Below are 24,973 nucleotides of genomic sequence, written 5' to 3' on the forward strand. Positions count from 1 at the left end.
TGAACAGCCGCCTTCTTTATGACAGAAAGCGGCGCACGGAGTTGAGCAGCCGGGAAAACCAACCGTCGTTTTTGACCGGCAGCAGAATCTGCGTCTTGTCCCCGCTGGAAAGCGCTATGTTTTTCACTTGCTTCTGGTTGATTTTTTCCATGCCGAGCTTGTCCGCCGCATAGTTTTCCACAGCCTCAAGAGAGGTCTGCGCTTCCGATTTCATATTCATCTGCGTGTATACGCTCTGGTCTTCAGACAGCTGCTTTGTGACGGTTCCAAGGGAATCCGAAAGTTCGGCCAGCTGAACCTGGCCGTAAATGTAAGTGCCGGCCATGCCCGCAACAATCAGAAAGGAAAGGACGGTGGAAAGCATCTTCCAGCGGCTGTATTTCGGCCGGCGATTCTCTTCCAGCCGTTCCCGCGGAAGCTCAATGACATTATTTTTCCGCGCCGGTTCCTGCTCCGCGCGGCGTTTTGGTTCAAACATCCCAAAATCGTAAGCTGTGCCGCTGTTTGCCATGATCAGTCCGCTCCTTCCGTTTCTTCAAGTTTTATGCAAACTCTCAGCCGCGCGCTGCGGCTCCTTGGATTCTCTTCCAGCTCCTGCTCCGACGGGGAGATGCCCTTCTTATAAAGCAGTTCCGCCCTCGGCTTTTTTCCGCAGACACACACCGGGAAATCCGGGGGGCAAGTGCACCCGGTGCACCAATCCGCCATTCTTTTCTTTACCATGCGGTCCTCCAGCGAGTGAAACGTGATCACTGCCAGACGGCCGCCCGGCTTCAGGATGGAGAACGCCGCGTCCAGCCCCTCCGAAAGCCTGTCCAGTTCCCCGTTCACCCTGATCCGCAGCGCCTGAAAGGTTTTGCGGGCCGGATGCCCCGGTTTCCGGCGCACCGCGGCCGGAACGGAATTTTTGACAATGTCCGCGAGCTGCAGCGTCGTCTCGACCGGGGCCTCTTCTCTCGCCTTCACGATGCCGGCGGCAATTCTCCGGGCGTTGCTTTCCTCCCCGTATTTGTACAGAATCTCTTCCAGTTCCCTCTCGGAAAGGGAGTTGACCAAATCCCGCGCGGAAACCCCTTCCCGGCTCATCCTCATATCCAGAGGAGCGTCGGAATGATAGGAAAATCCGCGCGCCGGGTCGTCAAGCTGAAAAGAAGAAACCCCGATATCGAGCAGGACCCCGTCCGCCGGGACCAGTCCGAACCTTCTGGCCGCCTTGTCCATCAGTGAAAAATTAGTGCGGTAAACCGTTGCGCAGGGGTAATCTTTCAGGCGCCCGCCCGCCGCCTTGACAGCGTCCGGGTCCTGATCGATCGCCAGCAGCTTTCCGGTCTTCAGGCGTTTTGCAATCGCAAGGGAATGGCCGCCGCCGCCCGCCGTGCCGTCAATATAGATCCCGTCCGGGCGGATATTCAGGCTTTCGATGGTTTCATCAAACAGGACCGGTTTATGATAAAATTCCATAGCCGCGCCTCTTTACAGTTCCAGAAGGTCCATCGCCTCGGCGATGTTATCCTGCGTTAAAGTCGAATTGAAGCTGACCCAGCGGTCGGTATCCCAAATTTCAGCACGGCTGGAGGCGCCGATAAAAGTGACGTCTTTTGCCAGCTGAGCGTAATCACGAAGCGCCTGGGGCAAAAGGACGCGCCCCTGGCGGTCAGGCTGCGCTTCCACGGCCCCGGAAAAGAAAAAACGCTGAAGGCCGCGCGCTTTGGAAATCGGCATGGCGCTGATTTTCTCCTGGAGCCGGTCCCACTCTTTCGGCGAAAGGACAAAAAGGCAGCCGTCAAGGCCTTTTGTGACATAGAAATTATCCCCCAGGTCCTCGCGGAATCTGGCCGGAACAATCACGCGCCCCTTCGGGTCTATTGTATGCTGGTACTCTCCGATCAACATAATAGACGGTCCTCTTTTAAGCAAAAAGCAGAAATGGAAACCACATTCTGCTACTTGCCCCCACCTTTCACCACTTTGTTTTGATTATATCCTACCCGTTACAAAAATGCAACCTATTTTTTTGCTTTATGTCAACCGCAGATAGATTTTATTCAAGCATTTTGTATTTTGAGCGCTGCGAATAAAAAAAACGCCACAAAATCTTGTGGCGTAAAATTTTTCCTTTTTTATAAATCTATTCCATTTTATCCTGTCCGGACCGCTGGGAAGCACGGATATTCTGCCTGGTCCGCCGGAGTTCCGCCAGGATCTGGGCCAGGCTGTCGTCGGTGCGCTTCATCAGGTCGTCGATATAGTCGTTGCTGGCCTTTCTCATTTCCCGGATCTTTGCCTGGGACTGCGCAGTGGTCTCGTTCGCCTTCTGCTGCGCCTGCCGGACGATCTCGTCCTGCGCGATCAAAGCCTTTGCGCGTTCCTGAGCGACATGCACAACGGTTTCCGCTTCACGGCGGGCGTCGTCGAGAATCTGCGTGCGGTCCGCGACGATCGCTTTGGCCTGATGGATTTCCTTCGGCAGATTCTCCCGGATTTCATCCAGCACCTGTTTGACTTCCTCACCGTCAAGGACCGCACGGCCGCGGCTCAGCGGCAGACTCCACGCCTTGTCGACCATATCGTAAAGCTCGTTAATTAAGTCGTCCACGCTCATTTTCGTTTTCCTCCCACACACAAACGCTGTTCAATATCCTGCAAGATGCATTCAGGAACGAAATTGGAAATATCCCCGCCAAAGCAGGCCACCTGTTTCACGCCGCTGGAGCTTAAAAACATGTTTTCCGCCGTCGTGTTCAGATAGATCGTTTCCAGCTCGGGGTTCAGTTTTTTGTTGAAAAGGGCCATCTGAAATTCGTACTCAAAATCGGACATGGCACGGAGCCCCTTTACGATCGCCGCAGCGTCGCGGATTCTCGCGTAATCCGCGATCAGCCCGTCGAACCCGACGACCTCCACATCCTTCATGTCTCTGGCGCAGCGCTTCAGCATATTGATGCGTTCTTCCACCGTAAAAGCGGTATGCTTTTCCGGGTTGACCAAAACGGCGACAATGGTGTGGTCGAAAAGTTTTCTGGCCCGATTGATAATATCCATGTGCCCGAGCGTGACGGGATCGAAGCTGCCCGGACAAATTGCTATTTTCATGGCTTATGTCACGTCCTTGTGTTTATATAGGGTCAGCGCGATTTTGCCATAGCGATAGGAACGTCCCCGCACAAACTCCCCCGCCGACTCCGGGAGGGGTTCGTCGGTTGGATTTTCACAGACAATGGTGCCGCCCGGGTTCATATGACCGGCGACAGCGGGAAGGGCCCGCTGAAGCAGCCCGGTCCGGTAGGGAGGGTCAAGGAAAGCCAAATCAAACATCCCGCAGTCGCTCGAAAGGTAAAAAGCAAAGTCCATATGCCAGACCCTCGCCCGGTCTGAAAGGCCGGTGCCTTCCAGATTTTTTGCCACGACGGAGGCGGGCCGGCTTCCCGCGTCGACAAAGACCGCCTCCCGCGCGCCGCGGCTCAGAGCCTCGATGCCCAGCTGCCCCGAACCCGCAAACAGATCCAGGACGCGTCTGCCCTCGACCTGAAACTGAACAATGCTGAACAGCGCCTCCTTGACGCGGTCCGGAGTCGGCCGGACCGCATCACCCGCGCATACGGAAAGCTTTTTTCCTCTGGCGGAACCGGTAATGACTCTCATAGATCCTCCACCTCGATCCGACTTATTTTTTTATTATCCCATGAACCGGCTCGTCTGTCAATGCAGTTCGCACAGGTTCTTCCGGATGAAACGCAAAATATACCTTTTGCGCCGCCGGTTTCGTCATGCCGGGCGCGGCGGCAAGCTCTTCAACCGCGGCGTTCCGCACTGCGGCGACGGTTTTGAAATGCTTCAGGAGCGCCCTTGCCCTCGTGGGACCGATCCCCTCAATCATCGTAAGAGAAGAAGCAATAGCCGCTTTTTTCCTCGCCTGGCGGTGATATCCAATGGCGAACCGATGCACTTCCTCCTGAATGGAGGAAACCAGCGTAAACGCGCTCCGGCTGGAATTGATGGAAATTTCACCGCCGTCTTTCGCAATGGCGCGGGTGCGGTGCCTGTCGTCTTTTACCATGCCGAATAATGGGATCCGGAGACCGGCCTCTTCCAGCACGGGACGAACGGCGGAAACCTGCCCTTTGCCCCCGTCCAGAAGGATCAGGTCCGGCAGACGGCCGAATCCTTCGCCCGTTTCTTTGTTCTTCCAATATTCTTCCACGCGGCGGGTCATCACTTCCCGCAGACTGGCATAGTCGTCCTGCCCCGTGACAGAACGGATTTTAAATTTGCGGTAGGCAGACCGAAGGGGCCTTCCGTTTTCAAACACAACCATGCCCGCAACGTTTTCCCCGCCGGCCAGATTGGAAATATCATAGGACTCAATATAGGCGGGCGGCTCGGAAAGCCCGAGCAGACGGGCAAGCTCATCCAGCGCGGAGGCTTCCCTTCCGGTCCGGCCCATGGTCTGGGCGAGCTGTTCCGCCGCGTTGCTGCGGCACATTTCGACCAGCCGCGCCTGCTCCCCCTTTTGAGGGACCGTGACCGTTACCTTTCTGCCCGCCTTTTCCGTCAGCCATTGGGAAATCAGCTCGGCGTTTTCCACAGGACCGTCCAGCGCAATGCGGGGCGGGATCCGGCTGCGCATGGAATAGTACCGCTCCAGGAATTCGCTTCGCGCCTCTTTTGCGCCTCCGGTTTCCCCCATCAGAAAGGTTTCCCTGTCGCACAGCCTTCCATTCTGAAACCGGAACACTTCGAAGCAGCTTTTTTCCGCGCTTTGCGTCAGCGCGACGACATCCTGCTCCTTTACGCGGGAGGCGACGACCTTTTGCCTGTCGCTCATTTTCCGGATCGCCGCGATCCGGTCCCGCAGGCGGGCGGCGCGTTCAAATTCAAGACGCTCCGCCGCCTCGTTCATCTTTTCCGTCAGGGCGCGTATGCTTTTCGCGCTGCCGCCGCGCAAAAATTCCAGGGCCTCCGCCACAAATTCCCGGTACTCCGCCTCGCTGACTTTCCCGCGGCAGGGCGCGCAGCATTGCTTGATGTAGTAGTACAGGCAGGGACGGCCCTTGCCGATTTCCTGCGGGAATTTTCTTGTGCAGGACGGCAGACGGAAGATCTTGAGCGCCTCGTCCACCGACTGTTTCACAGACCAGGAACTGACGTACGGCCCGATGTACTCCGCGCCGTCGTCCGCGATCTGCTTCGCTTCCGAGATTCTCGGCCATGGGCCGGAACTGACGCGGATGTAATGATAGCCCTTGTCGTCCTTGAGCAGGATATTGTATTTCGGCGAATGCTGCTTGATGAGGCTGCATTCCAGCACCAGGGCCTCAAATTCGCTGTCCGTCAGGATATATTCAAAAGTATCGACGCTGGCAACCATGCGGCGCACCTTGGCGTCGTGATTTTTTTCGGAGCCGAAATACTGGCTGACCCGGTTTTTCAGCGCCTTGGCCTTGCCGATATAAATAATTTTACCTGACTTATCATGCATCAGGTAGACGCCCGGGCTCAGCGGCAGGCGCATGGCGCGGGCCCTGAGTTCCTTTTTATGTTTTTCCTGATCGGTCGGCATGCCCGCACCTCCTTTTTCGGTTCCTCCGGACCAATACGCACATGAATTACAGAATGGTTTTTTGCATACAGACTGAATCGGCCATATTTTTGTATGGCCCGTAGTTGTCAATCATTTCAAATCCTGTTTTTTGATACAGCCCCATCGCAGCCTTCAGCGGTTTTCCAGTTTCCAAAATAAGGCTATGATATCCCTTTTCCTTTGCTTTTTTCTCAAGAGCAGATAGTAACAGTATGGATATGCCTTTGCCTCGGTACTCTTCGCGGAGGAAAACACGCTTTACCTCGGCAACGCCCGCTTTATAATACTTAAGGCCCGCACAAGCTATGGGTAACACACCATCATAAACCAGTACAACGTCATGAATCTTTTCTAATGTGTTATATTGTGCATACTGGTTGCGCTGTTTTTCTCCCCCGACAATTTCATTTAGATAATCGTCCAGCATTTCACATAACAGAATGAAATCTTTATTTCTCCCATCCGCATATTTAAATTCCATTGTTCCTCTCCCTTTGACGTTATCAAGCAGCAAAACAGGTACGGTTTAACAGTTTTTCTTACGTATTTTCCCATACAAGTCGGCATTAGGACTGGAAAAGGCCCAACTTTCGCCAAACCGATCCGGTCGGCAGAATAAGGCTCTGCATACAAAAAAGGCACCGCACTCCAGCGGCGCCATGACGTTGCAACTGCTTATTCAGAAAAACCGGACTGCACCAGCTGAACCAAACCGTCCACAGCTTCCTGCTCATCCGCCCCGTCCGCAATAATCCTGATGTTTGTTCCGCCGACGATTCCGAGAGAAAGGACCCCCAGCAGGCTTTTCGCGTTAACGCGCCTCTCCTCTTTCTCCACCCAAATGGAAGACTTATACTCATTTGCCTTTTGAATGAAAAAAGTGGCCGGACGGGCGTGCAGACCCACCTGGTTCTGAACCAGAACTTCTTTTACATACATTCTAAATCCACTCCTACACAAAATATCCGAATGCACTCCGGACAGCAGAACACTTCCAATAGTTATCCTTATTATATCACGTTTGGACGAGCCGTCAACGCAATTGAAAAACTTTGGATTGATTGCCCATTGCAGCGTGCCGGGCTGGAACTCCTTTGTGCAATATAACGTAATTGTTGAAAGTTTTTGTTCTGTCTGCCGATTTCCGCATCCGAGCATGTTCAAAAGTAACGGCGGATGCCGGAAATTCCACCACAACACGGACACAAAACGTTCGCGCGAATATGCTCTCATATTTTATGCAGAAGAATTTACAATGTTTCTCCGGCGCCAGATCCGGAGACGGACTGCAAAAATTCCCGATCCTCCCCCGTCAGATCCGCGGAAGAAAGAAGCTCCGGACGTCTGACCGCCGTTCTTGCAAGCGATTGTTCGCGCCGCCAACGGCGGACCCTCTCGTGGTCCCCGCTGAGCAGGACCTCCGGGACCCGGCGGCCCCGCCAGTCCGCCGGACGGGTGTACTGCGGATACTCCAAAAGAGAATGGAAATGACTCTCTTCCGTGTAGCATTCGACGTCCGACAAGACACCCGGAACCATGCGGCAAACGGCATCGGCCAGCAAAAGGGCGGGCAGTTCCCCTCCGGTCACAACGTAGTCCCCGGCGGAGATCTCCTCATCGGCATAGGCCTCCAGCACACGCTCGTCCACCCCTTCGTAGTGCCCGCAGAGCAGCACCAGTCCATCCAGTTCCGAAAGCTCGCGGACCCGGTTTTGCGTCAGGGTTTTCCCTTGAGGAGAAAGATAGACGGTGTGCGGTTTTTTGCCCAGATGCGCGATCAGGTCGTCCATGCACAGGGCGATCGGCTCCGCTTTCAGCAGCATTCCCATCCCGCCGCCGAACGGGGAATCATCGACCGTGCTGTGCTTGTCCAGCGCATAATCCCGGATCTGGTGGCAGCAAACCTGCACCGCGCCCTTTTTGCGCGCCCTCCCTATGATGCTCTCCGCCATGACGGTTTCGCACATTTCAGGGAACAGCGTCAGCAGATCAATCCTCATCGTCAAAAATCCCCTTGATTGGCCGGATCATCATTTTTCCCTTCCCCAGATCAATTTCCCGAATGAACTCCGGAACCGCCGGGATCAGATAATTTCTATGGTCCTGAGCGGTAATCTGGTAGACGTCGTTGGCACCCGTGCGCATCACGCAGGTCAGCGCGCCGTAATACAGAAATGTGTCGGCATCGTAGACATCCAGCCCGATCAGGTCCTGCATGAAATAGCGGCCATCGGGGAGCGATACGTCATTCCGGTCCAGGTACAGGACCCTGTTCCGGTACGTATCCGCTTTTTCGACGGAGTCCACCCCTTCCAGCACCATGAGAAGGAGCTGTTTGTGCACGCGCGAGGAAATCACCCTGACCGGAATTTCCCCTTTGTCCAGATACAGGTTGGAAAATCGCATCAGAAATTCGGCGGAATCGCACCATGGCTGAACGCGGAGTTCTCCCTTCACGCCGTGCGTGCCCACGATTTTTCCGGCCTCCAGAAATTTCTTTTGCATAACTCCTCCCAAAATAAAAATTTATGTTTTTCTGATATGGAACAGCGCCTCTTTTTCCATTGCCTTCATCAATCCGTACAGCAACAGGATATCGATGGGCAAAAGGATCAGATTTGTCACAATGCGGGCGGACAAAACGGCAAAAAAAGCTTTTGAGTACAAGATAGAAAGCCAAAGCGGAGTCAAAAGAAGACTGGTCGCAATCGTGACGGCTGTTTTAGCCAGAAATGCTTTCAAAAGCGTGACATGCTTTTGATAAAGGAATATGCCATATAAAAAACCTGAAACAAATCCATTGATAGTAAACCCCGGAAAATACGGTCCCGTCGGGCTGATAAAATAGGACACGATATCTCCCAGCGCGCCGACCGCCCCGCCCGCCACTGGGCCGAACAGCATGCCTGCCGCCGCCACGGGAAGGAAGGAAAAACCGATCTTCAAAATCGGCGATACATTGAGGGTAAACATACCGAGGACCACTTCAAGCGCAAGAAGCATGCCGCACCCGGCAAGCAGCAGGACACCCGTGTGTTTTTGAGTCAGTTTGGCGGAGTTAAAAAAATTCTTCAAAGAAAAGACCTCCTTTTGTATTCACGCTACATAAAGGAGGTTTCCCCCAAACTATGTAGCAGCGGGATGCGGACTCTGCATCGCAAGTTTCCTTTTCGTCCGTCCGGCAACTCCCTGTCCGGTCGGCACTTAACGCGCAAAATCCTACTCTGCATTTTAAAAATCTGGATCAGTCGATTTCGACGGCCACCTTGCTGCCGTCCCGGGTAGCGGCGGCCCTCATTACGACGCGGATTGCCTTCGCGATCCGGCCCTGCCTGCCAATCACCCGGCCCATGTCGTTTTCCGCGACATGGAGATGATACACGACCGTTCCGTCCTCGGATGGTTCGTCAGCATCCACGCTGACAAGTTCCGGGGCCTCAACAAGGCCCTGGGCAATGGATAACAGCAGTTCCTTCATGGCAGCCACTCCTCCGTTTCTTAAAGCACGCCGTGCTTTTTAAACAGAACCTTAACGGTGTCGGTGGGCTGTGCGCCGTTGGCGATCCAGGCCTTGGCCTTCTCGGCGTCAACCTTCACGACGGACGGCTCTTCCAGCGGATTGTAATACCCGATTTCCTCGATAAAACGGCCGTCGCGCGGGAAGCGGGAATCCGCCACCACGATGCGGTAGAACGGAGCCTTTTTGGCGCCCATTCTGCGAAGTCTGATTTTCACTGACATTTGTTTCACCTCCACGAACCTTGCATGTATCTTCACCGGCCCGAAAGCCGGATGAATTCCACTTAAAACGGCAGTCCCATGCCGGCAAAGCGCCGGCGCGCGCCCTTCTTTTTGAATTGTTTCATCAGCTTCCGCGTCTGCTCAAACTGTTTTAAAAGCCGGTTGACGTCTTCCACCTTCATGCCGCTCCCCGCAGCGATGCGCCTTTTGCGCGACGGATTCATCAGTTCGGGCTTTTCCCGCTCCTGCGGCGTCATGGACAGCAAAATCGCCTCCGTACGGTCAATCTGGCGGTCGTCGATCTGCACGTCCTTGATTTGCTGGCCCAGGCCCGGCATCTTGCTGATGACGTCCTGGATCGGACCCATCTTCTTCATCTGGCGGATCTGGTCGAGCAGATCATTCAGATCCATCCGGTTCTGCATCATCTTTTCGGCCGCCTTTTGCGCGGCCTTCTGATCGAGATTCTTTTGGGCGTCTTCGATCAGCGTGAGAACGTCTCCCATCCCAAGGATGCGGGATGCCATGCGGTCGGGGTGAAAAACTTCCAAATCGGAAAGTTTTTCACCCGTCCCGGCGAATTTGATCGGCCGGCCGGTCACGGCCCGGACCGACAGCGCGGCGCCGCCTCTCGCGTCGCCGTCCAGCTTGGTGAGGACGACGCCCGTGATATCGAGCAGCTCATGGAACGACTTCGCCACATTGACCGCTTCCTGTCCGGTCATGGCATCCACGACCAGCAGGATATCGGTGGGAGACACGGCTTCCTTGATCCGGCGCAGCTCGTCCATCAGCGCCTCGTCGATCTGCAGGCGGCCGGCGGTATCGATCAGCACAAAATCGTTGCCGTAATCCCTCGCATGTTTGACGGCCTCCCGGCTGATTTTCACCGGATCGCCGGCACCCTGCTCAAAGACGGGGACTTCCGCCTGGCCGCCGAGGACCTGCAGCTGCTGGATCGCGGCGGGCCGGTACACGTCGCACGCAACCAGCAGAGGGCGGTGGCCCTGATTTTTCAGCATCAGCGCCAGCTTCGCGGCATGGGTCGTCTTGCCGGAACCCTGAAGGCCGCAGAACAATACCACCGCCGGCGGAGAAGACGGGCTGTTGAGGCGGGCCTCCCCGCCTCCCATCAAAGCCGTCAGTTCTTCGTTGACGATTTTGATGACCATCTGGGCCGGCGTCAGGCTTTCCATGACCTCGTTTCCGACGGCACGCTCGCTCACCTTCGCGACAAAGTCCTTCGCCACTTTGTAGCTGACATCCGCCTCCAGAAGGGCCAGGCGGACTTCCCGCATGGCTTCCTTCACGTCGGACTCGCTGAGTTTGCCCTTGGAACGCAGGCGTTTGAACGCCGCCGAAAGCTTTTCCGAGAGATTTTCAAACGCCAAGACAGTTCCTCCTATTCGCAGAGCCGGCGGGTAATTTCAAGAATCTGCTTTGCGCTTTCATCAATCTCCCGCGCGTAAATGTAATGTTCATTGTAATCCCGGATACGGTTCGCCGCCTCTTCGATTCTCTGAAAACCGTCCATCATTTCGCGGAACCTGCGGGCAAGGCCGAGCTTTTGCTCCATTTCCAGAAGCTGTTCTTCGGCGCGCTTGACAAAATCACGCACGCCCTGCCGGGTGATCCCCTCATTTTCCGCAATTTCGGAAAGGGACAGATCGTCATCGTAATAATACTCGACGATTCGCCTCTGCTTTTCCGTCAGCATCGAGCCGTAAAAGTCAAGCAGAAGCGAAATTTTCAAATCCTTCGCCATCCGACCGCCTCCGTTGCGGTGTAAAGTCATTTTCTTTACAGTAAGGGATTATACTATAAAAACGAAGGGCTGTCAAGGGGAATTTCACCCGTTCAGCCCCAACTTCAACTGGAATTTTAAAAGAAAAAGCCGATCCTGCAATTTTAACTCCGTCATTCTGAGTTGTACGGCCGCGCCGGCATAATCGGCCCGGAACAGAGAAGACGTATCGCAGAGCAGAGTGTTTCCCTGCCGGGAGAGCACGGACGGCAGCCTGCTTTCCATCAGGTTCATGGCCATTCCCACCGGAACCGGAAGACGGCCGACATGGACCGAATTGACGTCAAATTTCATCTGGTCCGCCGCGCTGTCGAAAGAGGGTGTGAGGTTCATCACAACGCCGAACGTTTTTCCCCTGTAAGCAACAGGGGCATAGACATCCGCAGTGCCGTCCTCCTTTGCCGTGACGGAAAGTGCCGAAAGCCCGGATCTGGATTTCACATCCGCATTTTTTTGGATCAGGGAATTCAGCCAGCCGGCGACTTCCTCCGGCGTCAGGCTGACTTCTTTGCCGGAAACAGAAGCCGCAACCACCTTGGAAACCGCGGAATCCGACGGCTGCGGCATGGACTTTCCGGCATTCGGGTCGCTGAACAGCATCCAGCTCAGGACGCACAGAGCCGCGAGAAACACGACAAGGACCGAAAGGACCGCTGTCAGGAGACGCGTCCCGGAATTTTTACCCTGCATATGCTTTGGATACATTTTATTTTTCTCCTTCAATTCGGATTCAGAACAGCAGGACCAACATGCCGGCGGCGGCAATGGTTTTCGGCGAAACCAACCGCGAACACGGCCCGGGACATAGCTTTCCCCTTTGCCGCCATCTTATTTCAATTCCACAATCGTCACGCCGGACTCTCCCTCGCCGAACGTGCCGAGCCGGAAGCTTTTCACGCTCGGATGGTTTTTCAGATGCTGCTGCACCGCCGCTCTCAGCGTCCCCGTTCCTTTTCCGTGAATCACCGTCAGCTGATCGACGCCGCTGAGCAGCGCGGAGTCGAGGAAGCGGTCCAGATTCAGCACCGCCTCGTCCGCCGCCTGGCCGCGCAGATCGCATTCCGTCGTCACTTTCGCGGTCGCCCGGGACGTCACATTCCGGGTAATTCCCCGGATCGGGGCACGGTGCGCTTTCTCCTCCAACAGCCGGAGGTTGGATACCGGGACCCGCGTCTGAAGGATCCCGGCCTGAATCAGCGCCTCTCCCGATTCTCCTTCGGGCGGGCGGATCACCGTGCCTTTTTTGTCGATGTCGAAAATCAGGACGGAGTCCCCGGCTTTCAGCGGGCGCGGAAGAGCATAGTCTCCGCTCTCCTTTTCCCGCACCGGGTCCGCTCCGCTTTCCAGAACTCGCATGCCGGCCTTCAGCCTCGCCTTCTGCTCGGCGGTCAGCATTTTATTCTTCTGCTTTTTTATTTCTTCCAGCTCGCCGATCAGGGAATCGGCCTGCGCCCTGGTCCGCGCGACCAGTTGAGCGGCCTTTTCTCTCGCTTTTTCCAGTTCCCCGTCCGCTTCCCTTTGGACGCGCTCCAGCTTTTCCTCCGCCTCGCGGCGCATTTCCTCGGCCCGTGTCCGGGCCAGCCGCGCCTCTTCCCGCTCGGCGTCCAGTTTCTGACGGCTCGATTCCAGGTCCTGCACCACATCCTCGAATCTTGTGTTTTCCTGTGAAACGAGGTCTTTCGCCCTCTCCACAACCGAGCCGTCCATTCCGAGCCGGAGAGAAATGGCAAACGCGTTGGAGCGTCCCGGTACGCCGGTCAGCAGCCGGTAGGTCGGCCGCAGGGTCTCGACGTCGAATTCGCAGGAGGCGTTTTCGACCCCGGGCGTCTGGAGAGCGTAGGCTTTCAGCTCCGCGTAGTGCGTGGTGGCCGCGATTTTCGCCCCCTTCGCGCGCAGGGATTCGAGGATCGCCTCCGCAAGCGCCGCCCCTTCCACGGGGTCCGTTCCCGCGCCGAGCTCGTCGAGAAGGATCAGGCTGTCCGGCCCGGCCTGCTTCATAATCTGTATGATATTGGTCATATGGGCGGAAAAGGTCGAGAGCGACTGTTCGATGCTCTGTTCGTCGCCGATGTCCGCAAGCACCTGCCTGAACACAGACAGCTCGCTGTTTTCCGCCGCAGGAATCATCAGCCCGCACATGGCCATCAGGGTCAGGAGCCCGACCGTTTTCAGGGACACGGTTTTGCCGCCCGTGTTCGGCCCCGTGATCACAAGGGTGTCGAATCCCGCGCCAAGCTCAATGTCCGTCGGAACGACGGCCGCGGGGTCGATCAGCGGATGGCGCGCCCTTTTCAGCACGATCCGGCCGCTGTCGTTGATCTTCGGGGGCGTCGCTTTCATCCGGTAGGCGAGATCCGCCTTTGCGAAAATCACATTGAGCTCCACCGCCGTTTGATAACCGCGGACGATGGTGTCCGCGAAATTTCCGGTCTCTCCGGACAGTTCCAACAGAATGCGTTCGATCTCCTTCTGTTCCTCCGATTGGAGCACCCGAACCTGGTTGTTCATCTCCACGGCGCTCAGCGGTTCCACAAACAGGGTGGAACCGCTGGCGGACGTATCGTGCACCAATCCCGGCACCTCGTTTTTGTACTCCGCCCGCACGGGGACGACGAACCGTCCCCCGCGGATGGTGACGATCGGGTCCTGCAGATATTTCTGGTAGGACGCGGACCGCGTCATCTTGTCGAGAACCTCACGCGCCTTGGAAGACGCGGTGCGGATCTTCCGCCGGATCGCCTGCAGAGCCTGCGAAGCGCCGTCCGCCATCTCCTCCTCCGAGAGGATCGCGCCGTTGATGCGGGCCTCCAGATACTGGTTCGGCATCAGCATGGAGAAACGGTCGTCCAGGCAGCTTCTGACCCCCTCGCTTTTGCGCCGCCAGTCCGCAACGGCCCGCAGCGTGCGCAGCAGGCCGGAAACTCTCAGCAGCTCCGCCATGGTCAGCATCCCGCCGGCCTGCGCCCGGCGCAGGGAATTGGTCACGTTCGTAAGGCCGCCGAACGGCGGCGCACCGAAACGGGCCATCATCACATAGGCATCATCGGTCTCCCGAAGAAGCCTTCCGACTTCTTCGGGAGATGTCGACGGCGATAGATTTTCCGCAATCTGCGCGGCGTCGCCGCAAGCTGTGCGGGACGCCAGCAATTTCAATATTTTGTCGAGCTCCAGAGCCCGCGCGTGTTTTTGCAATCCTGTTTCAGGCATGTGTTCTTTCCTTCCCAATTTGTCATCCGTCGAACCGGCAGCCGCTTTCCTGAAGAGCGGCGGCGCAACGTAATCTTTCCCTCTTCATTAATATGTAATCCGTAAAATCGCCCGCCACCCTTTCCAGGTTCATTTCAAGCCTTCCAAAAGTTTTTCATAACAGATAAAAGCTCCCTTGCGGAACGTTACGGTTCCGGCCCTTTGGTATCCGGCGGACTCATATAACCGGATCGCCTGCGGATTTTTCACGAAAGCATCCAGCCGTATACAGCGATATCCGCGCGAGAGGGCAAACCGTTCGGCGGCTTTCAGAGTCCGCGAGCCCATTCCCCCGCCCTGCGCTCCCGCGCTCACGCAAAGGCGGTGGATCACGCCGGGCGGACCCGCTCTGCAAATCCGCCAGCCAACCGACTCATATTCCGGCGATTGCTCCGCGTTTACCGCAACGGCGGAAACCGGCTTTCCGTCTTCCACAAGCAGCAGCATGTCTCGATTTTCAACATCCGCAGACAGCATTTTTCCGTCGGGATAAATCTCATCCCACTGGTCGATCCCCTCATCGCGCATTTTCTGGATTGCCCCGGCGTAAAGCGCGAGAATATCCTTAAGATCCGATCGGTCCGCCGTCCGAATGCTCAACTTCTCGGAATGTTCCATGTTTTTATCCTTTCCACCCTGTTTCTCCCGCCGTTGCATGGTAAAAATCCAAAGTGGCAAATCCGCGCCCCAGCGTGCTGAGCACATAGGCTTCCGCCGCCCGCGCCAGCTCTTCCGTCCCCTGCCGCGACAGGGAAAAGGAAAACGCCTTGCCCGGCTCGGCGTAAATCGTATGGCGCAGCCCGGCCATGGCTCCGCGTCCCAGCCGGATCGACGGCTCGCCCTGCGGGCAGCCGCATTCATTACAGACAATCCGGCCGGAAACCGGCAGAAACCACATCGGGTCGGACCCGAATTTTCCGCACTCCGCACATCCGACAAGATCCGGCTGATAGCCGGACAAAGCGAGCATGCGCATTTCCACGACCGCTTTGACAATGCCGTTCGGCCGGTCTCCCCGGCCCAGCAGATAAAGCGCGTTGAGAACCAGGCTTAGATACTCCTCCGCCGGCGCGTCCTGCGGGGCCAGGGCGATCGAAAGCTCGCAGAAATACTGCGCAAGCGAAAGGCGCCCGATATCCTTGCGGAGGTCAAAAAAAACCTCGATCGGCCGGGCGTCATCAATTATGTATTTGTCCCGCCCCTCAAAGATGGTGAAGCGGGAATAACTGAACAGCCGCGTGGCGGAAAGCCTGCCGTCTTTGGCCCGCCCGGGCCGCTGAACAAAAGCTCGCAGAATTCCTTTTCGCTTTGTCAGAATGGTAATCAGCCGGTCACTGTCACCCACGCATTTCTCCGTGATAACCAATCCCTCGGCATCCGTTCTCATCCCGGTCCTCCTTCATCTGGCTCTCCCGGTCCACCTGCCGCAACTGGCTGTAGATCAAATAGTCCTTGACACTTCCCGTATGTTTGAAACTGTCCCATGCCGTATTCTTATCCAAGATTACCGCTCCTTTTATAAGATACTGTTTAAAGTATTTGCCTTTCACAGGCATCTATGAGCGGTAAATAAATGAATTTATCCCATAAAATGACACAATTTTCACAGAAAATATGCTTGGCCGAAAGTTGCCGTCATGCGTCGAATCCAGAAGCGTCGTACCCCATGACCCTGAGCGCCGACTGCTGATTGCGCCAGTTTTCCTTGACTTTGACCCACAGCTTCAGATTGACCCTGCATCCGAAAAACTGTTCCATGTCCCTTCGCGCAAGAGTCCCTACCTGCTTGAGCATAGCGCCGCTTTTCCCGATAATAATCGCTTTATGAGCCTCCCTTTCACAGTAGATGGTCGCGAAAATATCCGTTATATCGCCGCCGGAGGCCCGTTCCGACATGTGCTCGACCACGACGCCGATGCCGTGCGGGATCTCGGCGCTCAAAAGGCGCAGCAGTTTTTCCCTGACGATTTCGGAGGCGATGACGCGCTCCGGCTGATCGGTCAGCGTGTCGTCGTCAAAAAAATGCCCTCCGGGTTCCGCAAGATTGGAAAGCTCCTGTTTCAGTTCCTCGATTCCGCTGCCAGTCCTGGCGGAAACGGGAACGACCGCCTCAAAATCGTAAAGCCTGCTCACACTCGCAATCTGTTCCATCAAACCGCTCTTGTCCCGCAGCAGGTCAATCTTATTGATGGCCAGCACCGCCGGCATGTTCTGCGACCGGAACCGGTCGATTAGCTCCTGCGCGGACCGGGAAATCTTTTTCCCCGCCTCGATCACCAGAAGGCAGGTATCCACGCCGGAAACGGACTCCACGACGGAACGCACCATGTATTCTCCCAGACGGTTGCGCGGCTGAAGCAGCCCGGGCGTATCGATAAAAACAAGCTGTGTCTCCCCTTCGGTCAGCACGCCCATGATGCGCGTGCGGGTCGTCTGCGGCTTACGCGAAACGATCGACACTTTCTGCCCGAGCATGGAATTCAAAAGCGAGGATTTTCCGACATTCGGGCGCCCGACGATGGCGATAAACGCAGATTTATTCTTCTCCTGGTCTGACAAAACAATCTCTCCCTATTTCCCATTTTTCCTTTTTCTTAAATGGTCCCGGATTCCGAGCGGCCCCAGCGCAATATAAAAGACAGCCGCCGCCGTGGCGGCCAGCAGCAGCGCAAGAAGGAGCGGATCAGCCAGAAAATACCGCAGAATCCCGCAGAAAACGGCGGGTCTCCAGAACAGGCAGAGACCGACCGCGACCGCGAAAACGGCATTGATCAAAACCGCGCCGGACGCCATGTCTTTGACAATGCGCACAACCGGATTAAAGCTCGCCGCGTTGAAATCGGAAAGCTCTTCCGCCACCGTATTGAACAGTTCCGCCGCAATCACCTGGGCAAAAGTCAGAAAAAGCACTGCGTATTCGGCCCGTGTCAGGTGAAAAAAAAACGAAAATACAAACACATACAGCGCTGTTGCCGTGTGTATCCGCATATTTCGTTCTGTATTAATGCAGTAGATAATCCCTCGGAACGCATACCGAAAGCTCTTTAAAAAGCGCAATCCTATTCCTCATCCTCATCCAGAACGTAACTGCTTGTACTTGGCAGTCCGAGCTGAACCATGACTTCCTCTTCTTTTTCCCGCATGCGCACGCGCGCAATGCCGCCTTCCTCATGGTCGTATCCCAAAAGATGGAGCATGGAATGAGCCGTCAGATACCCGACCTCCCGCTCCAGCGAATGGCCGTAACGCTCGGCCTGCTCCACCGCTTTCTCCATGGAAATGACGATGTCCCCAAGGATCTTGGCGCCTGTGGTGTGGTTGACATCGTAAACCCCGTTTTCTCCCATGGGAAAGGATAGTACGTCCGTTGGGATGTCCTTTTTCCGATACTGGGCATTCAGCTTCTGAATCTGACCGTTGTCAACAAAGATCACGCTGATCTCCGCCGGTCCCTCGAACTTTTCCAGCTTCAGCACGGCGTTGCAGCAGCGCCGCACCAACATGCGCAGCCCGGTCGGTATTTTTACCGCCTTTTGCTTATTGTCAATAATAACCCTGATTTTTTCCACTCTTATCGCCCCGCTTCTTCATTTTTCTCATATGCTTTGATAATGTCCTGCACCAAACGATGCCGGACGACATCCTTTTCTGAAAACCGGACCTGCGCGATATCGTCGATGCCCTTTAAAATATGAAGGACGTCGCGAAGGCCGGATCTTCTTCCGTCCGGCAGATCAATCTGAGTGATATCGCCGGTGATGACCATCTTGGAATTAAATCCAAGTCTTGTCAGAAACATTTTCATCTGTTCCGGCGTCGTATTCTGCGCTTCGTCCAGAATGATGAAGCTGTCGTCCAGCGTCCTCCCCCGCATATAGGCAAGAGGCGCCACCTCGATGTTGCCGCGTTCCACATATTTCTGGTAGGTCTCCGCTCCCAGCATATCGAACAGCGCGTCGTAGAGAGGGCGCAGATACGGGTCCACCTTCTGCTGCAGGTCCCCGGGCAGAAAGCCCAGCTTTTCCCCGGCCTCCACGGCCGGACGGGTCAGGATGATCCGATTGGCCTCCTGCGCCCTGAACGCCGTGACGGCGAGCGCCACGGCCAGATAGGTCTTCCCGGTTCCCGCCGGGCCGACGCCGATCGTGATCGTGTGGCTCTGAATCGCCTGGCAATAACGCTTCTGGCCCAGCGTCTTGGCTTTGACCGGTTTGCCCTTGGAGGTGATGCAGATGCAGTCCCCGGCAAGGGCCTCAATCTTGCTTTCGCTTCCTTCGTTTACAAGGGAGATGCAATAGCGGACGTTCTGCTCGCTCAACGCCTCCCCCCGGTTGATCAAAGTCAGAAGGCTCTCGATCGCGCGGACCGCCTTTCCCACGCCGTCCGGCTCCCCGGAGACCTTCAGCTCGCTCCCCCGGTAGACGATCGAAACTCCATACTCCTGTTCAATGATCCGGATATTTTCGTCAAAACTGCCGAAAAGCGCGACCGCCTGCTCCATGCGGTCTATATTGATTCTCTGTTCAAACATCCTATCACCTAAAACCCCGGCACTCAAATTTTCGCCGGATAGATTTTAGATTATTATAGCACAATTATAGGATTTCGTCACCATAAAATATACAAAAATAACCTATGATTTTATTAATATTTCCGACTCTTCCGCAATATTTTCCTCGCATTTTAAAGTAGCGGAATAAATCAGCACATTATTTTCCGTCCTGTTCGACGCGTTAACGCTTAAAACCTTCGTGCCGTCCGGCAAATTTTTTTCGTATCCGGAAAGTTTTTCCTCCGCCTGCCCGATTGCCTGCCGGGGGGAAATCACAACGGGCAAGGTGCGCACGCCGCTCCAGTCCTCCTCATACAGGCTGACCGGCAAAAGGGTTCCAAAAAGCCTCAAATCGGTCTGCGTTCCCGCGACCTCGTAATCCCCTTTCGGCTTGCCTTCAAACGTCAGAGGAAAGACCGCCCCGAACAACCGCAGGCTTTTGCGGACGACCCGGTTTCCCGTCGGTTCGCGGACATTCTGCGCGAGCGGAATCCGGATTTCGCAGGAGCGCGAAGTCTCCGCGACGATTTCCGCCGACGCGTGAACAAGCGTGGTCCCCCCGGAGGCGTCTTCGACCACGCCACTGACCAAAAGCTGCCCCTGCGCAACGGCGTCTCCCTTTTTCACCTGCGCCGTCCCCCCGTAGACACGTATCGCAACGACCTGGCCCGTAGCCGACGCCACTATATTGCAGGCCCCGTTTTGTTTCACAATCTCCGGCTTTTCCGTCTTTTCCCTGATGCAGACCTGCATGGTGCAGCCCTGCGTGTTAATCGTCATCCACCGGATCTTCGGAAACATCAGCATCAGTTTTTGCTCCACCTTTTTCGTGTCGACCTCCGAGATCCTCACCCCCGGGGAAAGCCCGTTTTCGGAAAGCGCCGAAAGAATCGCGCGCGAATCAAGCGTGGTGTTTCCCGTCACGTCGATGCACCAGACGCGCAGCGACAGAAGAATAAGGATCGCCGCAAACGCGGCGGCACCGTATAGAATTCCGCGGTGAGTCCGCGTTCTGCGAATGAGGAACGGCAGGCCGTGCCGCCCCTTGACCCGAAGCCGGCACCCGGCCTTGCGGGCAAAGGGGCGCAGGTTCCGGTACATGCCGGAAGAGACGCAGGCGCCGCTGGCTCTGCGCGAGGTGATATTCCAAAGGACGACGCCGGATCTGGCGCAATAGTTGAAAAAGCGCTCCGGGCTTCCCCCGATCACCGAAAAACGGACATAGCCCAGAATCCACCGGATGATTTTCAGCGATAACATCTCAGCACCTCAGACCAGAAATTCGATTCCGGTAAAATAGCCCGTTACCACCAGCGAATCAGCGGTGAGGCATTTGATGACGAGGCCCCTTCCGGTAAAGCGGACCACCAGCTTGCCCGTACGGATGCGGACGACATCCGTATCGTACTCCAGGACGCCGCTGCATCCGTCCACCACCGCTTCCGTATTCCCGTTTATTTCCATATGGGTCGGCATGTTGAGTCCGGCGCGATTCAGCAGACTGATTTTTTTTGCCAAAATGAATCCCCCGCTCCCATCGTGATTACACCTAATGCTATGCTGGAGCAGGGGTAAATATCCGCGGGAGGACATATACATAAAGGGATGGGAGGGATTCTTTGCCATGAAGTTCAGAACCGGAACGCTCCTTCTGGCCGTGCTGGCTGCCGCATGCTCGCTGCTGATTTTTCCCGTGCAGGCGGCGCAGGGCGCAAAAAACGGGATCGGTTATTGCCTTGAAGTCCTGATTCCATCACTTTATCCATTTATGGTTCTTTCCGTTTTCGTGGTGAAAAGCGGCCTGGCCCACAAAGTCGGAGGCCGCCTGGAAGGATTCACGCAAAATGTGTTCCGGCTGCCGGGCAGCGCGGCTCCGACCATCCTGATGAGCGTCATCGGCGGATATCCCGCCGGGGCGCGTTCCATCGCAGCCCTTTACGAAGACGGAGAGATCACCCAGCGCCAGGCGGAGCGGATGCTGGGCTTCTGCGTCAACGCCGGCCCGTCCTTCGTAATTACAGCCGTCGGAGCCGGATTTCTGAAAAGCCCGCGCGCGGGAGCCATCCTGTTCGCCGCCCAGGTGATCGTCTTCCTGCTGCTCGGCGTCGGGTGCGGTCTGTCCGCAAAGAGGGAAACTCCCACGCATGGGAAAGAGGAAACAAGGGAAACCGGCGTGTCTCAGGCGCTGATTCTGTCCGCAGCGGACGCGGCCCGCGCCATCATCAGCATGTGTTGCTTTGTGATTCTGTTCGCGGCGCTGATGAACCTGGTGAGGATGTTCTGTACTGATCCGGCCCGTTCCGCGGCAGTGTCAGCCCTTCTGGAGGTAACGGGCGGATGTTCGGATCTGGCACGCCTCGGAGTTCCTCCATGGGCGGTTTCCGCCGCGATCGGCTGGGGCGGAATCTGCGTCCACTTTCAGGTTCTGTCGACCCTGACGGAATTGCAGTTCAGCAAAGTGCGCTTCGTTTTGTTCCGCCTGTTGCAGGCGTTTCTTTCCGCCGCTGTTTCCTGGGGGCTGATGCTTCTGTTTCCTGATACGGAGGAGGCATTCTGCAACTTCGCGGGGCCGGTCAGCGGCGCCCTTTCCTCCACGCCGCCGGCGTCGGCGGCCCTTCTGGTCCTCTGCTCGGCGCTTCTGCTGTGCATTCCGCGCAAAAAGATGGAAATTACATCGGGGAAATGATATAATGAATGACAAAGAAGATTCGTTCATCAGACCGGAGGGGTTTTTGTGTTCGGACGGAAAAAGAAACCGCTTTTTGGAAATGAAATTACGCCGGACTGCAGCTACTGCGTTCACGGCCCCGGACCGGCGGAGGAATGCGCCTGCCGGCAATTGGGAGAAGACGAAACGCCCGCGTCCTGCCGCGCCTTTCAATACGATCCTCTCCTGCGGACTCCCTACGCGACTCCGCCGCTGAAAAAGCATGATCCAAGCGAATTTGAACTTTAAAGCGCAGCTGAAACCGCCTTCCCTTTCCATGGGGAAGGCGGTTTCAGCTTGATGGAAAAAAAGCGCTATGGAAAGATAAAATTGATATCCTCCACCACCGCTGGCTCGATCAGATGGTCCCCCGCCATATCCTCCATGATCCGGACCGCATCCTCATGCGCCATGCCCCGGCGGTACGGCCGGTCCTCCGTCAAAGCCTGATAAATATCCACACAGGCGAGAATCCTCGAATTGAAATCGAGCCGGTCCTCTATCAGGCCGTATGGATATCCGGAGCCGTTGAGCTTTTCATGGTGATTGGACGCCCATTCCGTGATATCCTCAAAACCCTTGATCATCTCAAGCACCTTTCGGGTATAAAACGGATGCGACTGAATGACGCGGAATTCCCTGCTGTCAAGCTTGCCCGGTTTGTCGAGAATTTCATTCGGCACCGCAAGTTTCCCCAAGTCGTGAAGATCGGCCGCAATCCGCATTTTCCAATAGGTCGTATCGTCAAATTCATAATATTGGCAGATCAAACCCACCTTTTCACTGATGCCCCGGGAGTGTGAGCCGGTAAACGGCGATTTTGCGTCGATAATATTGCTAAAAATCTGTGAAATGATTCGAAGGTTCTGAAAATCCAGCTCCCGGGAAACCTTCGGCAGCATGGAAGTCAGGGAATTCTGAACAAACATGTCGTCCATCCCCAGCCAGAATTCCATATGCCTGCTCATTTCCAGAAACGCTTCCCGGACGACGGGATCAAAAATGCGGGCCTCCTTGTTGACCTGCGAGATAATTTCATCCGGCGTGTAGCCGGAAGCGGACCGGATGGCCACCCGGTCCGCAAGGGAAACCACGCGGGAATACATGGGAATTTCCCTGCCGGAAACGCCGAAAAATCCACTTCCGTCATAATGCTCATGATGATATAAAATCACATTCCGTTCCCGTTTCAGAAAAGGAAATGTTGCGATATTCTTCTCGCCTTCCACGCAGTGCGTGGGGTTTGTCTCCGTGTTGAATTTCTCGCGGGAAGGAGATTCCAACAAAGCCTTCATAACGCCGTTATCATGAAGCAGCGAATAGGAAATGAGGTCAAACAGATTTTCATCCGGCATGGAGAGCGCAAGCGCAATTCTTCCGGCTATGTATGCAACCCGCATTCCGTGATTATAATTATTCCGGAGAACCCCTTTTTCCGCAAAATCCAGCGTTCTGGATAGAGAAATCAGAAGCTCGTTGACATTAATTCTCATGTTTTTCAGCATCCTAGCTAGATTTTTTATACGCAGAATTATTATAACAGTTTTTTCCTCGTGATTTTTCCATTTTAAAGATTAAACGACACTTTCACCAGGAACTAGAAAAATCCACCCGGGCAGCTGACCGCTCCGTTCCGACTCCTTCATTTTTCTATTTTATTTTCATAAACTCTGTTAATACTAACCAGCGAAAGGAGGAATTCGATGCAGCACTATGATAATCTGTACGGCTTGATTCAACAGAGCCAGGAAGCAGAGCGGTATTTCCACTCGCTCCCGAATTATGTCCGGGAAGCGATCAATCAGCGGGCGCAAAGTATCAATTCCATTGAAAGTCTCAGAGATTATGCTGAAAACCTGACAAGGGACGATGAGTAAGCTGGCGGAGCTTTCGCTCCGTCAGTTCTTTTAACATATTTCTTCTTCCGTAACGTATGCCGCTCCGAGGTGATTGCGGCATGATTCTTTCATTGAAAAAAGTTTGGCAGCTTTGCCCCCATGATTGTTTTCTTCCGGAAAATCAACCGGTCTCCCGCACTTCTGCAATTGCCTTACCTGCTCCGGGTCCTGTTTGCGGGGCATCTCCATCTGATGACTGCGATTCCGAACCGGACTTTCCTCCGGCTTGCAGCCAGAAATGATCAACCGTGTTTTGTTTTTTGAAAAGCCGTGATATAATGGGGAAAAATCATAGAATGGAGTATGGATGCCATGGAGAAAAAAACAATTCTCTTCGTTTTACCCGCCGGTTCCAAAGCTGACAAAATTCACCGGGAAAAGCTGCAGGAAACCGCCCCGAACGCTGAAATCATCTTTACGGACAGCAAAGAACTGGGACGGGATCTGATTGCCCGGGCAAATATTCTGATTGGCACGCCTCCCCGTTCCCTGCTGAAATACGCCGCCCGCCTTGAATGGTTCCAGCTGTTCAGCGCAGGGGCGGAACAATACATAGCCCCGGGTATTCTTCCCGAGGGAGTGACCCTCACCAACGCAACCGGAGCGTACGGAAAATCCATGTCCGAATATATGCTGTGTGCGGCACTCAGCCTTTTGCTGGATTTTCCGTATTACCGCGACAACCAGCGGCAGCACCTCTGGCAGGACAGAGACAGATCGAGGCATATTCTCGGCACCACGGCGCTTGTCATAGGGCTCGGAAACATCGGGAGTGAATTTGCCATGCGGTATAAAGCGCTGGGCGGAAAAGTGATCGGAATCAAACGCACGCCGGGAGAAAAGCCGGATTATCTGGACGAGCTATCCACTTCCGACCGGCTGAACGAATTTCTTCCCCGCGCGGATGTGGTGACACTGAGCCTGCCCTCCACCAGCGAAACGATGCATCTGTTCGGCAAAGACAAAATCAGTCTGATGAAACCAAGCGCCGTCCTGATCAATGTGGGCCGCGGGACGGCGGTGGACACCGACGCCCTTTCCGACGCCCTGTACGAGGGCAAAATTTACGGCGCCGCCCTCGACGTGACCGACCCGGAGCCGCTGCCCGCAGAACATCCGCTCTGGAATGCGCCGAACACCATCATTACGCCGCATATTTCCGGCGGCTGGAATGAACATGGAAATCTTGAGCGCATCTTTGAAATCATCTGTGCCAATCTTTCCCGATATTTCAGCGGCGAACCTCTGATCAACGTGGTGGATATGTCCACCGGGTACAGAAGGAACGGCTGAACATCCGCGCGATCATGGCCCGCCGGCTTTTGCCGGCGGGCCATTTGTCATTGGCAAGCATCCTATTTTTTCCTGCTTCAGGTCCTTTCCCTTTTCGGCTCCCTTCCACACGCCCGTTTCAATCAATTTCTGTGCACGGGAGGGATTTAGG

General features: G+C 55.4%; 32 protein-coding genes and 1 riboswitch. Of the genes, 4 read left to right on the forward strand and 28 right to left on the reverse strand.

Annotation, left to right across the window (positions count from 1 at the left end):
• Positions 1-16: 16 nt before the first annotated feature.
• From EQM14_RS10430 to EQM14_RS10555, 27 genes are all read right to left on the reverse strand, one after another.
• Entirely contained in the window at positions 17-511 is a 495-nt protein-coding gene (locus EQM14_RS10430) for a hypothetical protein (protein ID WP_128742914.1), read from the reverse strand.
• Positions 512-513: 2 nt separating this feature from the next.
• Positions 514-1,461 carry a 16S rRNA (cytosine(1402)-N(4))-methyltransferase RsmH gene (gene rsmH / locus EQM14_RS10435; RefSeq protein WP_128742916.1) on the reverse strand — a complete coding sequence of 316 codons (948 nt, stop codon included), beginning with the start codon at positions 1,459-1,461 and terminating at the stop codon, positions 514-516.
• A 12-nt stretch (positions 1,462-1,473) separates the two neighbouring features.
• The gene (gene mraZ / locus EQM14_RS10440) at positions 1,474-1,893 is read right to left on the reverse strand and encodes a division/cell wall cluster transcriptional repressor MraZ (RefSeq protein ID WP_128742918.1); all 420 of its coding nucleotides are present in this window, start codon (positions 1,891-1,893) and stop codon (positions 1,474-1,476) included.
• 235 nt (positions 1,894-2,128) lie between these two features.
• Positions 2,129-2,602, reverse strand: a complete 474-nt coding sequence (locus EQM14_RS10445; RefSeq protein WP_128742920.1) for an ATPase — start codon at positions 2,600-2,602, stop codon at positions 2,129-2,131.
• On the reverse strand, positions 2,599-3,093 hold the full coding sequence (gene coaD, locus EQM14_RS10450) for a pantetheine-phosphate adenylyltransferase (protein ID WP_128742922.1): 495 nt from the start codon (positions 3,091-3,093) through the stop codon (positions 2,599-2,601). The genes EQM14_RS10445 and coaD overlap by 4 nt, the downstream gene beginning before the upstream one ends.
• Positions 3,094-3,096: 3 nt before the next feature.
• Complete coding sequence (rsmD, locus tag EQM14_RS10455) at positions 3,097-3,642, reverse strand: 16S rRNA (guanine(966)-N(2))-methyltransferase RsmD (RefSeq protein ID WP_128742924.1); 546 nt, start codon at positions 3,640-3,642, stop codon at positions 3,097-3,099.
• A gap of 22 nt (positions 3,643-3,664) precedes the next feature.
• Complete coding sequence (gene uvrC, locus EQM14_RS10460; protein ID WP_128742926.1) at positions 3,665-5,560, reverse strand: excinuclease ABC subunit UvrC; 1,896 nt, start codon at positions 5,558-5,560, stop codon at positions 3,665-3,667.
• A 46-nt stretch (positions 5,561-5,606) separates the two neighbouring features.
• Entirely contained in the window at positions 5,607-6,062 is a 456-nt protein-coding gene (locus EQM14_RS10465; RefSeq protein WP_128742927.1) for a GNAT family N-acetyltransferase, read from the reverse strand.
• 194 nt (positions 6,063-6,256) lie between these two features.
• The gene (locus EQM14_RS10470; protein ID WP_128742929.1) at positions 6,257-6,520 is read right to left on the reverse strand and encodes an HPr family phosphocarrier protein; all 264 of its coding nucleotides are present in this window, start codon (positions 6,518-6,520) and stop codon (positions 6,257-6,259) included.
• 311 nt (positions 6,521-6,831) lie between these two features.
• A complete protein-coding gene (gene trmD / locus EQM14_RS10475; RefSeq protein ID WP_128742931.1) occupies positions 6,832-7,581 on the reverse strand; it encodes a tRNA (guanosine(37)-N1)-methyltransferase TrmD in 750 nt (249 codons plus the stop codon).
• Positions 7,571-8,086 (reverse strand): ribosome maturation factor RimM, encoded by a 516-nt coding sequence (gene rimM, locus EQM14_RS10480; protein WP_128742933.1) that lies wholly within the window; start codon positions 8,084-8,086, stop codon positions 7,571-7,573. Before rimM ends, trmD begins: the two co-directional genes overlap by 11 nt.
• A gap of 21 nt (positions 8,087-8,107) precedes the next feature.
• Entirely contained in the window at positions 8,108-8,656 is a 549-nt protein-coding gene (locus EQM14_RS10485) for a folate family ECF transporter S component (RefSeq protein WP_128742935.1), read from the reverse strand.
• 57 nt (positions 8,657-8,713) lie between these two features.
• Positions 8,714-8,810: riboswitch (THF riboswitch) on the reverse strand.
• A 15-nt stretch (positions 8,811-8,825) separates the two neighbouring features.
• Positions 8,826-9,059 (reverse strand): KH domain-containing protein, encoded by a 234-nt coding sequence (locus tag EQM14_RS10490; RefSeq protein WP_128742937.1) that lies wholly within the window; start codon positions 9,057-9,059, stop codon positions 8,826-8,828.
• A 20-nt stretch (positions 9,060-9,079) separates the two neighbouring features.
• Positions 9,080-9,322 (reverse strand): 30S ribosomal protein S16, encoded by a 243-nt coding sequence (gene rpsP / locus EQM14_RS10495; RefSeq protein WP_066647822.1) that lies wholly within the window; start codon positions 9,320-9,322, stop codon positions 9,080-9,082.
• Positions 9,323-9,384: 62 nt separating this feature from the next.
• On the reverse strand, positions 9,385-10,713 hold the full coding sequence (gene ffh / locus EQM14_RS10500) for a signal recognition particle protein (RefSeq protein ID WP_128742939.1): 1,329 nt from the start codon (positions 10,711-10,713) through the stop codon (positions 9,385-9,387).
• Positions 10,714-10,724: 11 nt separating this feature from the next.
• Positions 10,725-11,087: a YlxM family DNA-binding protein gene (ylxM, locus tag EQM14_RS10505; protein WP_128742941.1), complete on the reverse strand. Its 363-nt coding sequence runs from the start codon at positions 11,085-11,087 to the stop codon at positions 10,725-10,727.
• A gap of 84 nt (positions 11,088-11,171) precedes the next feature.
• The gene (locus tag EQM14_RS10510; RefSeq protein ID WP_128742943.1) at positions 11,172-11,831 is read right to left on the reverse strand and encodes a hypothetical protein; all 660 of its coding nucleotides are present in this window, start codon (positions 11,829-11,831) and stop codon (positions 11,172-11,174) included.
• A gap of 123 nt (positions 11,832-11,954) precedes the next feature.
• Positions 11,955-14,333, reverse strand: a complete 2,379-nt coding sequence (locus EQM14_RS10515) for an endonuclease MutS2 (RefSeq protein ID WP_128742945.1) — start codon at positions 14,331-14,333, stop codon at positions 11,955-11,957.
• Positions 14,334-14,462: 129 nt separating this feature from the next.
• The gene (locus tag EQM14_RS10520; protein ID WP_164919039.1) at positions 14,463-14,990 is read right to left on the reverse strand and encodes a GNAT family N-acetyltransferase; all 528 of its coding nucleotides are present in this window, start codon (positions 14,988-14,990) and stop codon (positions 14,463-14,465) included.
• A gap of 4 nt (positions 14,991-14,994) precedes the next feature.
• Complete coding sequence (gene recO / locus EQM14_RS10525; RefSeq protein ID WP_128742949.1) at positions 14,995-15,759, reverse strand: DNA repair protein RecO; 765 nt, start codon at positions 15,757-15,759, stop codon at positions 14,995-14,997.
• Positions 15,710-15,874 (reverse strand): hypothetical protein, encoded by a 165-nt coding sequence (locus tag EQM14_RS16365; RefSeq protein ID WP_164919040.1) that lies wholly within the window; start codon positions 15,872-15,874, stop codon positions 15,710-15,712. The genes recO and EQM14_RS16365 overlap by 50 nt, the downstream gene beginning before the upstream one ends.
• A gap of 133 nt (positions 15,875-16,007) precedes the next feature.
• The gene (era, locus tag EQM14_RS10530; protein ID WP_128742950.1) at positions 16,008-16,931 is read right to left on the reverse strand and encodes a GTPase Era; all 924 of its coding nucleotides are present in this window, start codon (positions 16,929-16,931) and stop codon (positions 16,008-16,010) included.
• Between the two features lie 12 nt (positions 16,932-16,943).
• Complete coding sequence (locus tag EQM14_RS10535) at positions 16,944-17,429, reverse strand: diacylglycerol kinase family protein (protein WP_326974590.1); 486 nt, start codon at positions 17,427-17,429, stop codon at positions 16,944-16,946.
• Between the two features lie 2 nt (positions 17,430-17,431).
• The gene (ybeY, locus tag EQM14_RS10540) at positions 17,432-17,941 is read right to left on the reverse strand and encodes an rRNA maturation RNase YbeY (RefSeq protein WP_128742954.1); all 510 of its coding nucleotides are present in this window, start codon (positions 17,939-17,941) and stop codon (positions 17,432-17,434) included.
• Between the two features lie 2 nt (positions 17,942-17,943).
• Positions 17,944-18,903 carry a PhoH family protein gene (locus EQM14_RS10545; protein ID WP_128742956.1) on the reverse strand — a complete coding sequence of 320 codons (960 nt, stop codon included), beginning with the start codon at positions 18,901-18,903 and terminating at the stop codon, positions 17,944-17,946.
• 102 nt (positions 18,904-19,005) lie between these two features.
• On the reverse strand, positions 19,006-20,184 hold the full coding sequence (locus tag EQM14_RS10550) for a sporulation protein YqfD (protein WP_128742958.1): 1,179 nt from the start codon (positions 20,182-20,184) through the stop codon (positions 19,006-19,008).
• A gap of 9 nt (positions 20,185-20,193) precedes the next feature.
• Entirely contained in the window at positions 20,194-20,442 is a 249-nt protein-coding gene (locus EQM14_RS10555) for a YabP/YqfC family sporulation protein (RefSeq protein ID WP_243112494.1), read from the reverse strand.
• A 106-nt stretch (positions 20,443-20,548) separates the two neighbouring features.
• Between EQM14_RS10555 and EQM14_RS10560 the strand changes: the two genes are divergently transcribed.
• Both EQM14_RS10560 and EQM14_RS10565 read left to right on the forward strand, forming a co-directional pair.
• Complete coding sequence (locus tag EQM14_RS10560) at positions 20,549-21,610, forward strand: sporulation protein (protein ID WP_128742960.1); 1,062 nt, start codon at positions 20,549-20,551, stop codon at positions 21,608-21,610.
• Between the two features lie 48 nt (positions 21,611-21,658).
• On the forward strand, positions 21,659-21,880 hold the full coding sequence (locus EQM14_RS10565; RefSeq protein WP_128742962.1) for a hypothetical protein: 222 nt from the start codon (positions 21,659-21,661) through the stop codon (positions 21,878-21,880).
• A 65-nt stretch (positions 21,881-21,945) separates the two neighbouring features.
• Here the strand turns inward: EQM14_RS10565 and EQM14_RS10570 are convergent, their stop codons facing one another.
• On the reverse strand, positions 21,946-23,124 hold the full coding sequence (locus tag EQM14_RS10570) for an HD-GYP domain-containing protein (RefSeq protein WP_128742964.1): 1,179 nt from the start codon (positions 23,122-23,124) through the stop codon (positions 21,946-21,948).
• A gap of 210 nt (positions 23,125-23,334) precedes the next feature.
• Here EQM14_RS10570 and EQM14_RS16370 point away from each other — a divergent pair, with 210 nt between their 5' ends.
• Together EQM14_RS16370 and EQM14_RS10575 are read left to right on the forward strand one after the other, a co-directional pair.
• On the forward strand, positions 23,335-23,508 hold the full coding sequence (locus tag EQM14_RS16370; protein ID WP_164919041.1) for a hypothetical protein: 174 nt from the start codon (positions 23,335-23,337) through the stop codon (positions 23,506-23,508).
• A gap of 333 nt (positions 23,509-23,841) precedes the next feature.
• Positions 23,842-24,822 (forward strand): D-2-hydroxyacid dehydrogenase, encoded by a 981-nt coding sequence (locus tag EQM14_RS10575; RefSeq protein WP_128742966.1) that lies wholly within the window; start codon positions 23,842-23,844, stop codon positions 24,820-24,822.
• Positions 24,823-24,973: the final 151 nt, after the last annotated feature.

Origin of the sequence: Caproiciproducens sp. NJN-50, assembly GCF_004103755.1 — a bacterium.
GTDB lineage: Bacteria > Bacillota > Clostridia > Oscillospirales > Acutalibacteraceae > Caproicibacter.

What these genes read in the sequence shown, in the direction of transcription:
- ylxM (WP_128742941.1), bottom strand. Translation starts at nt 11,087, where the DNA reads ATGGCGAAGGATTTGAAAATTTCGCTTCTGCTTGACTTTTACGGCTCG.
- EQM14_RS10545 (WP_128742956.1), bottom strand. Translation starts at nt 18,903, where the DNA reads ATGTTTGAACAGAGAATCAATATAGACCGCATGGAGCAGGCGGTCGCG.
- EQM14_RS10510 (WP_128742943.1), bottom strand. Translation starts at nt 11,831, where the DNA reads ATGTATCCAAAGCATATGCAGGGTAAAAATTCCGGGACGCGTCTCCTG.
- mraZ (WP_128742918.1), bottom strand. Translation starts at nt 1,893, where the DNA reads ATGTTGATCGGAGAGTACCAGCATACAATAGACCCGAAGGGGCGCGTG.
- rsmH (WP_128742916.1), bottom strand. Translation starts at nt 1,461, where the DNA reads ATGGAATTTTATCATAAACCGGTCCTGTTTGATGAAACCATCGAAAGC.
- EQM14_RS10515 (WP_128742945.1), bottom strand. Translation starts at nt 14,333, where the DNA reads ATGCCTGAAACAGGATTGCAAAAACACGCGCGGGCTCTGGAGCTCGAC.
- EQM14_RS16370 (WP_164919041.1), top strand. Translation starts at nt 23,335, where the DNA reads ATGCAGCACTATGATAATCTGTACGGCTTGATTCAACAGAGCCAGGAA.
- EQM14_RS10560 (WP_128742960.1), top strand. Translation starts at nt 20,549, where the DNA reads ATGAAGTTCAGAACCGGAACGCTCCTTCTGGCCGTGCTGGCTGCCGCA.
- EQM14_RS10575 (WP_128742966.1), top strand. Translation starts at nt 23,842, where the DNA reads ATGGAGAAAAAAACAATTCTCTTCGTTTTACCCGCCGGTTCCAAAGCT.
- EQM14_RS10550 (WP_128742958.1), bottom strand. Translation starts at nt 20,184, where the DNA reads ATGTTATCGCTGAAAATCATCCGGTGGATTCTGGGCTATGTCCGTTTT.
- EQM14_RS10490 (WP_128742937.1), bottom strand. Translation starts at nt 9,059, where the DNA reads ATGAAGGAACTGCTGTTATCCATTGCCCAGGGCCTTGTTGAGGCCCCG.
- EQM14_RS10470 (WP_128742929.1), bottom strand. Translation starts at nt 6,520, where the DNA reads ATGTATGTAAAAGAAGTTCTGGTTCAGAACCAGGTGGGTCTGCACGCC.
- EQM14_RS10520 (WP_164919039.1), bottom strand. Translation starts at nt 14,990, where the DNA reads ATGGAACATTCCGAGAAGTTGAGCATTCGGACGGCGGACCGATCGGAT.
- EQM14_RS10430 (WP_128742914.1), bottom strand. Translation starts at nt 511, where the DNA reads ATGGCAAACAGCGGCACAGCTTACGATTTTGGGATGTTTGAACCAAAA.
- trmD (WP_128742931.1), bottom strand. Translation starts at nt 7,581, where the DNA reads ATGAGGATTGATCTGCTGACGCTGTTCCCTGAAATGTGCGAAACCGTC.
- EQM14_RS10570 (WP_128742964.1), bottom strand. Translation starts at nt 23,124, where the DNA reads ATGAGAATTAATGTCAACGAGCTTCTGATTTCTCTATCCAGAACGCTG.
- rimM (WP_128742933.1), bottom strand. Translation starts at nt 8,086, where the DNA reads ATGCAAAAGAAATTTCTGGAGGCCGGAAAAATCGTGGGCACGCACGGC.
- recO (WP_128742949.1), bottom strand. Translation starts at nt 15,759, where the DNA reads ATGAGAACGGATGCCGAGGGATTGGTTATCACGGAGAAATGCGTGGGT.
- EQM14_RS10445 (WP_128742920.1), bottom strand. Translation starts at nt 2,602, where the DNA reads ATGAGCGTGGACGACTTAATTAACGAGCTTTACGATATGGTCGACAAG.
- uvrC (WP_128742926.1), bottom strand. Translation starts at nt 5,560, where the DNA reads ATGCCGACCGATCAGGAAAAACATAAAAAGGAACTCAGGGCCCGCGCC.
- coaD (WP_128742922.1), bottom strand. Translation starts at nt 3,093, where the DNA reads ATGAAAATAGCAATTTGTCCGGGCAGCTTCGATCCCGTCACGCTCGGG.
- rpsP (WP_066647822.1), bottom strand. Translation starts at nt 9,322, where the DNA reads ATGTCAGTGAAAATCAGACTTCGCAGAATGGGCGCCAAAAAGGCTCCG.
- rsmD (WP_128742924.1), bottom strand. Translation starts at nt 3,642, where the DNA reads ATGAGAGTCATTACCGGTTCCGCCAGAGGAAAAAAGCTTTCCGTATGC.
- EQM14_RS10465 (WP_128742927.1), bottom strand. Translation starts at nt 6,062, where the DNA reads ATGGAATTTAAATATGCGGATGGGAGAAATAAAGATTTCATTCTGTTA.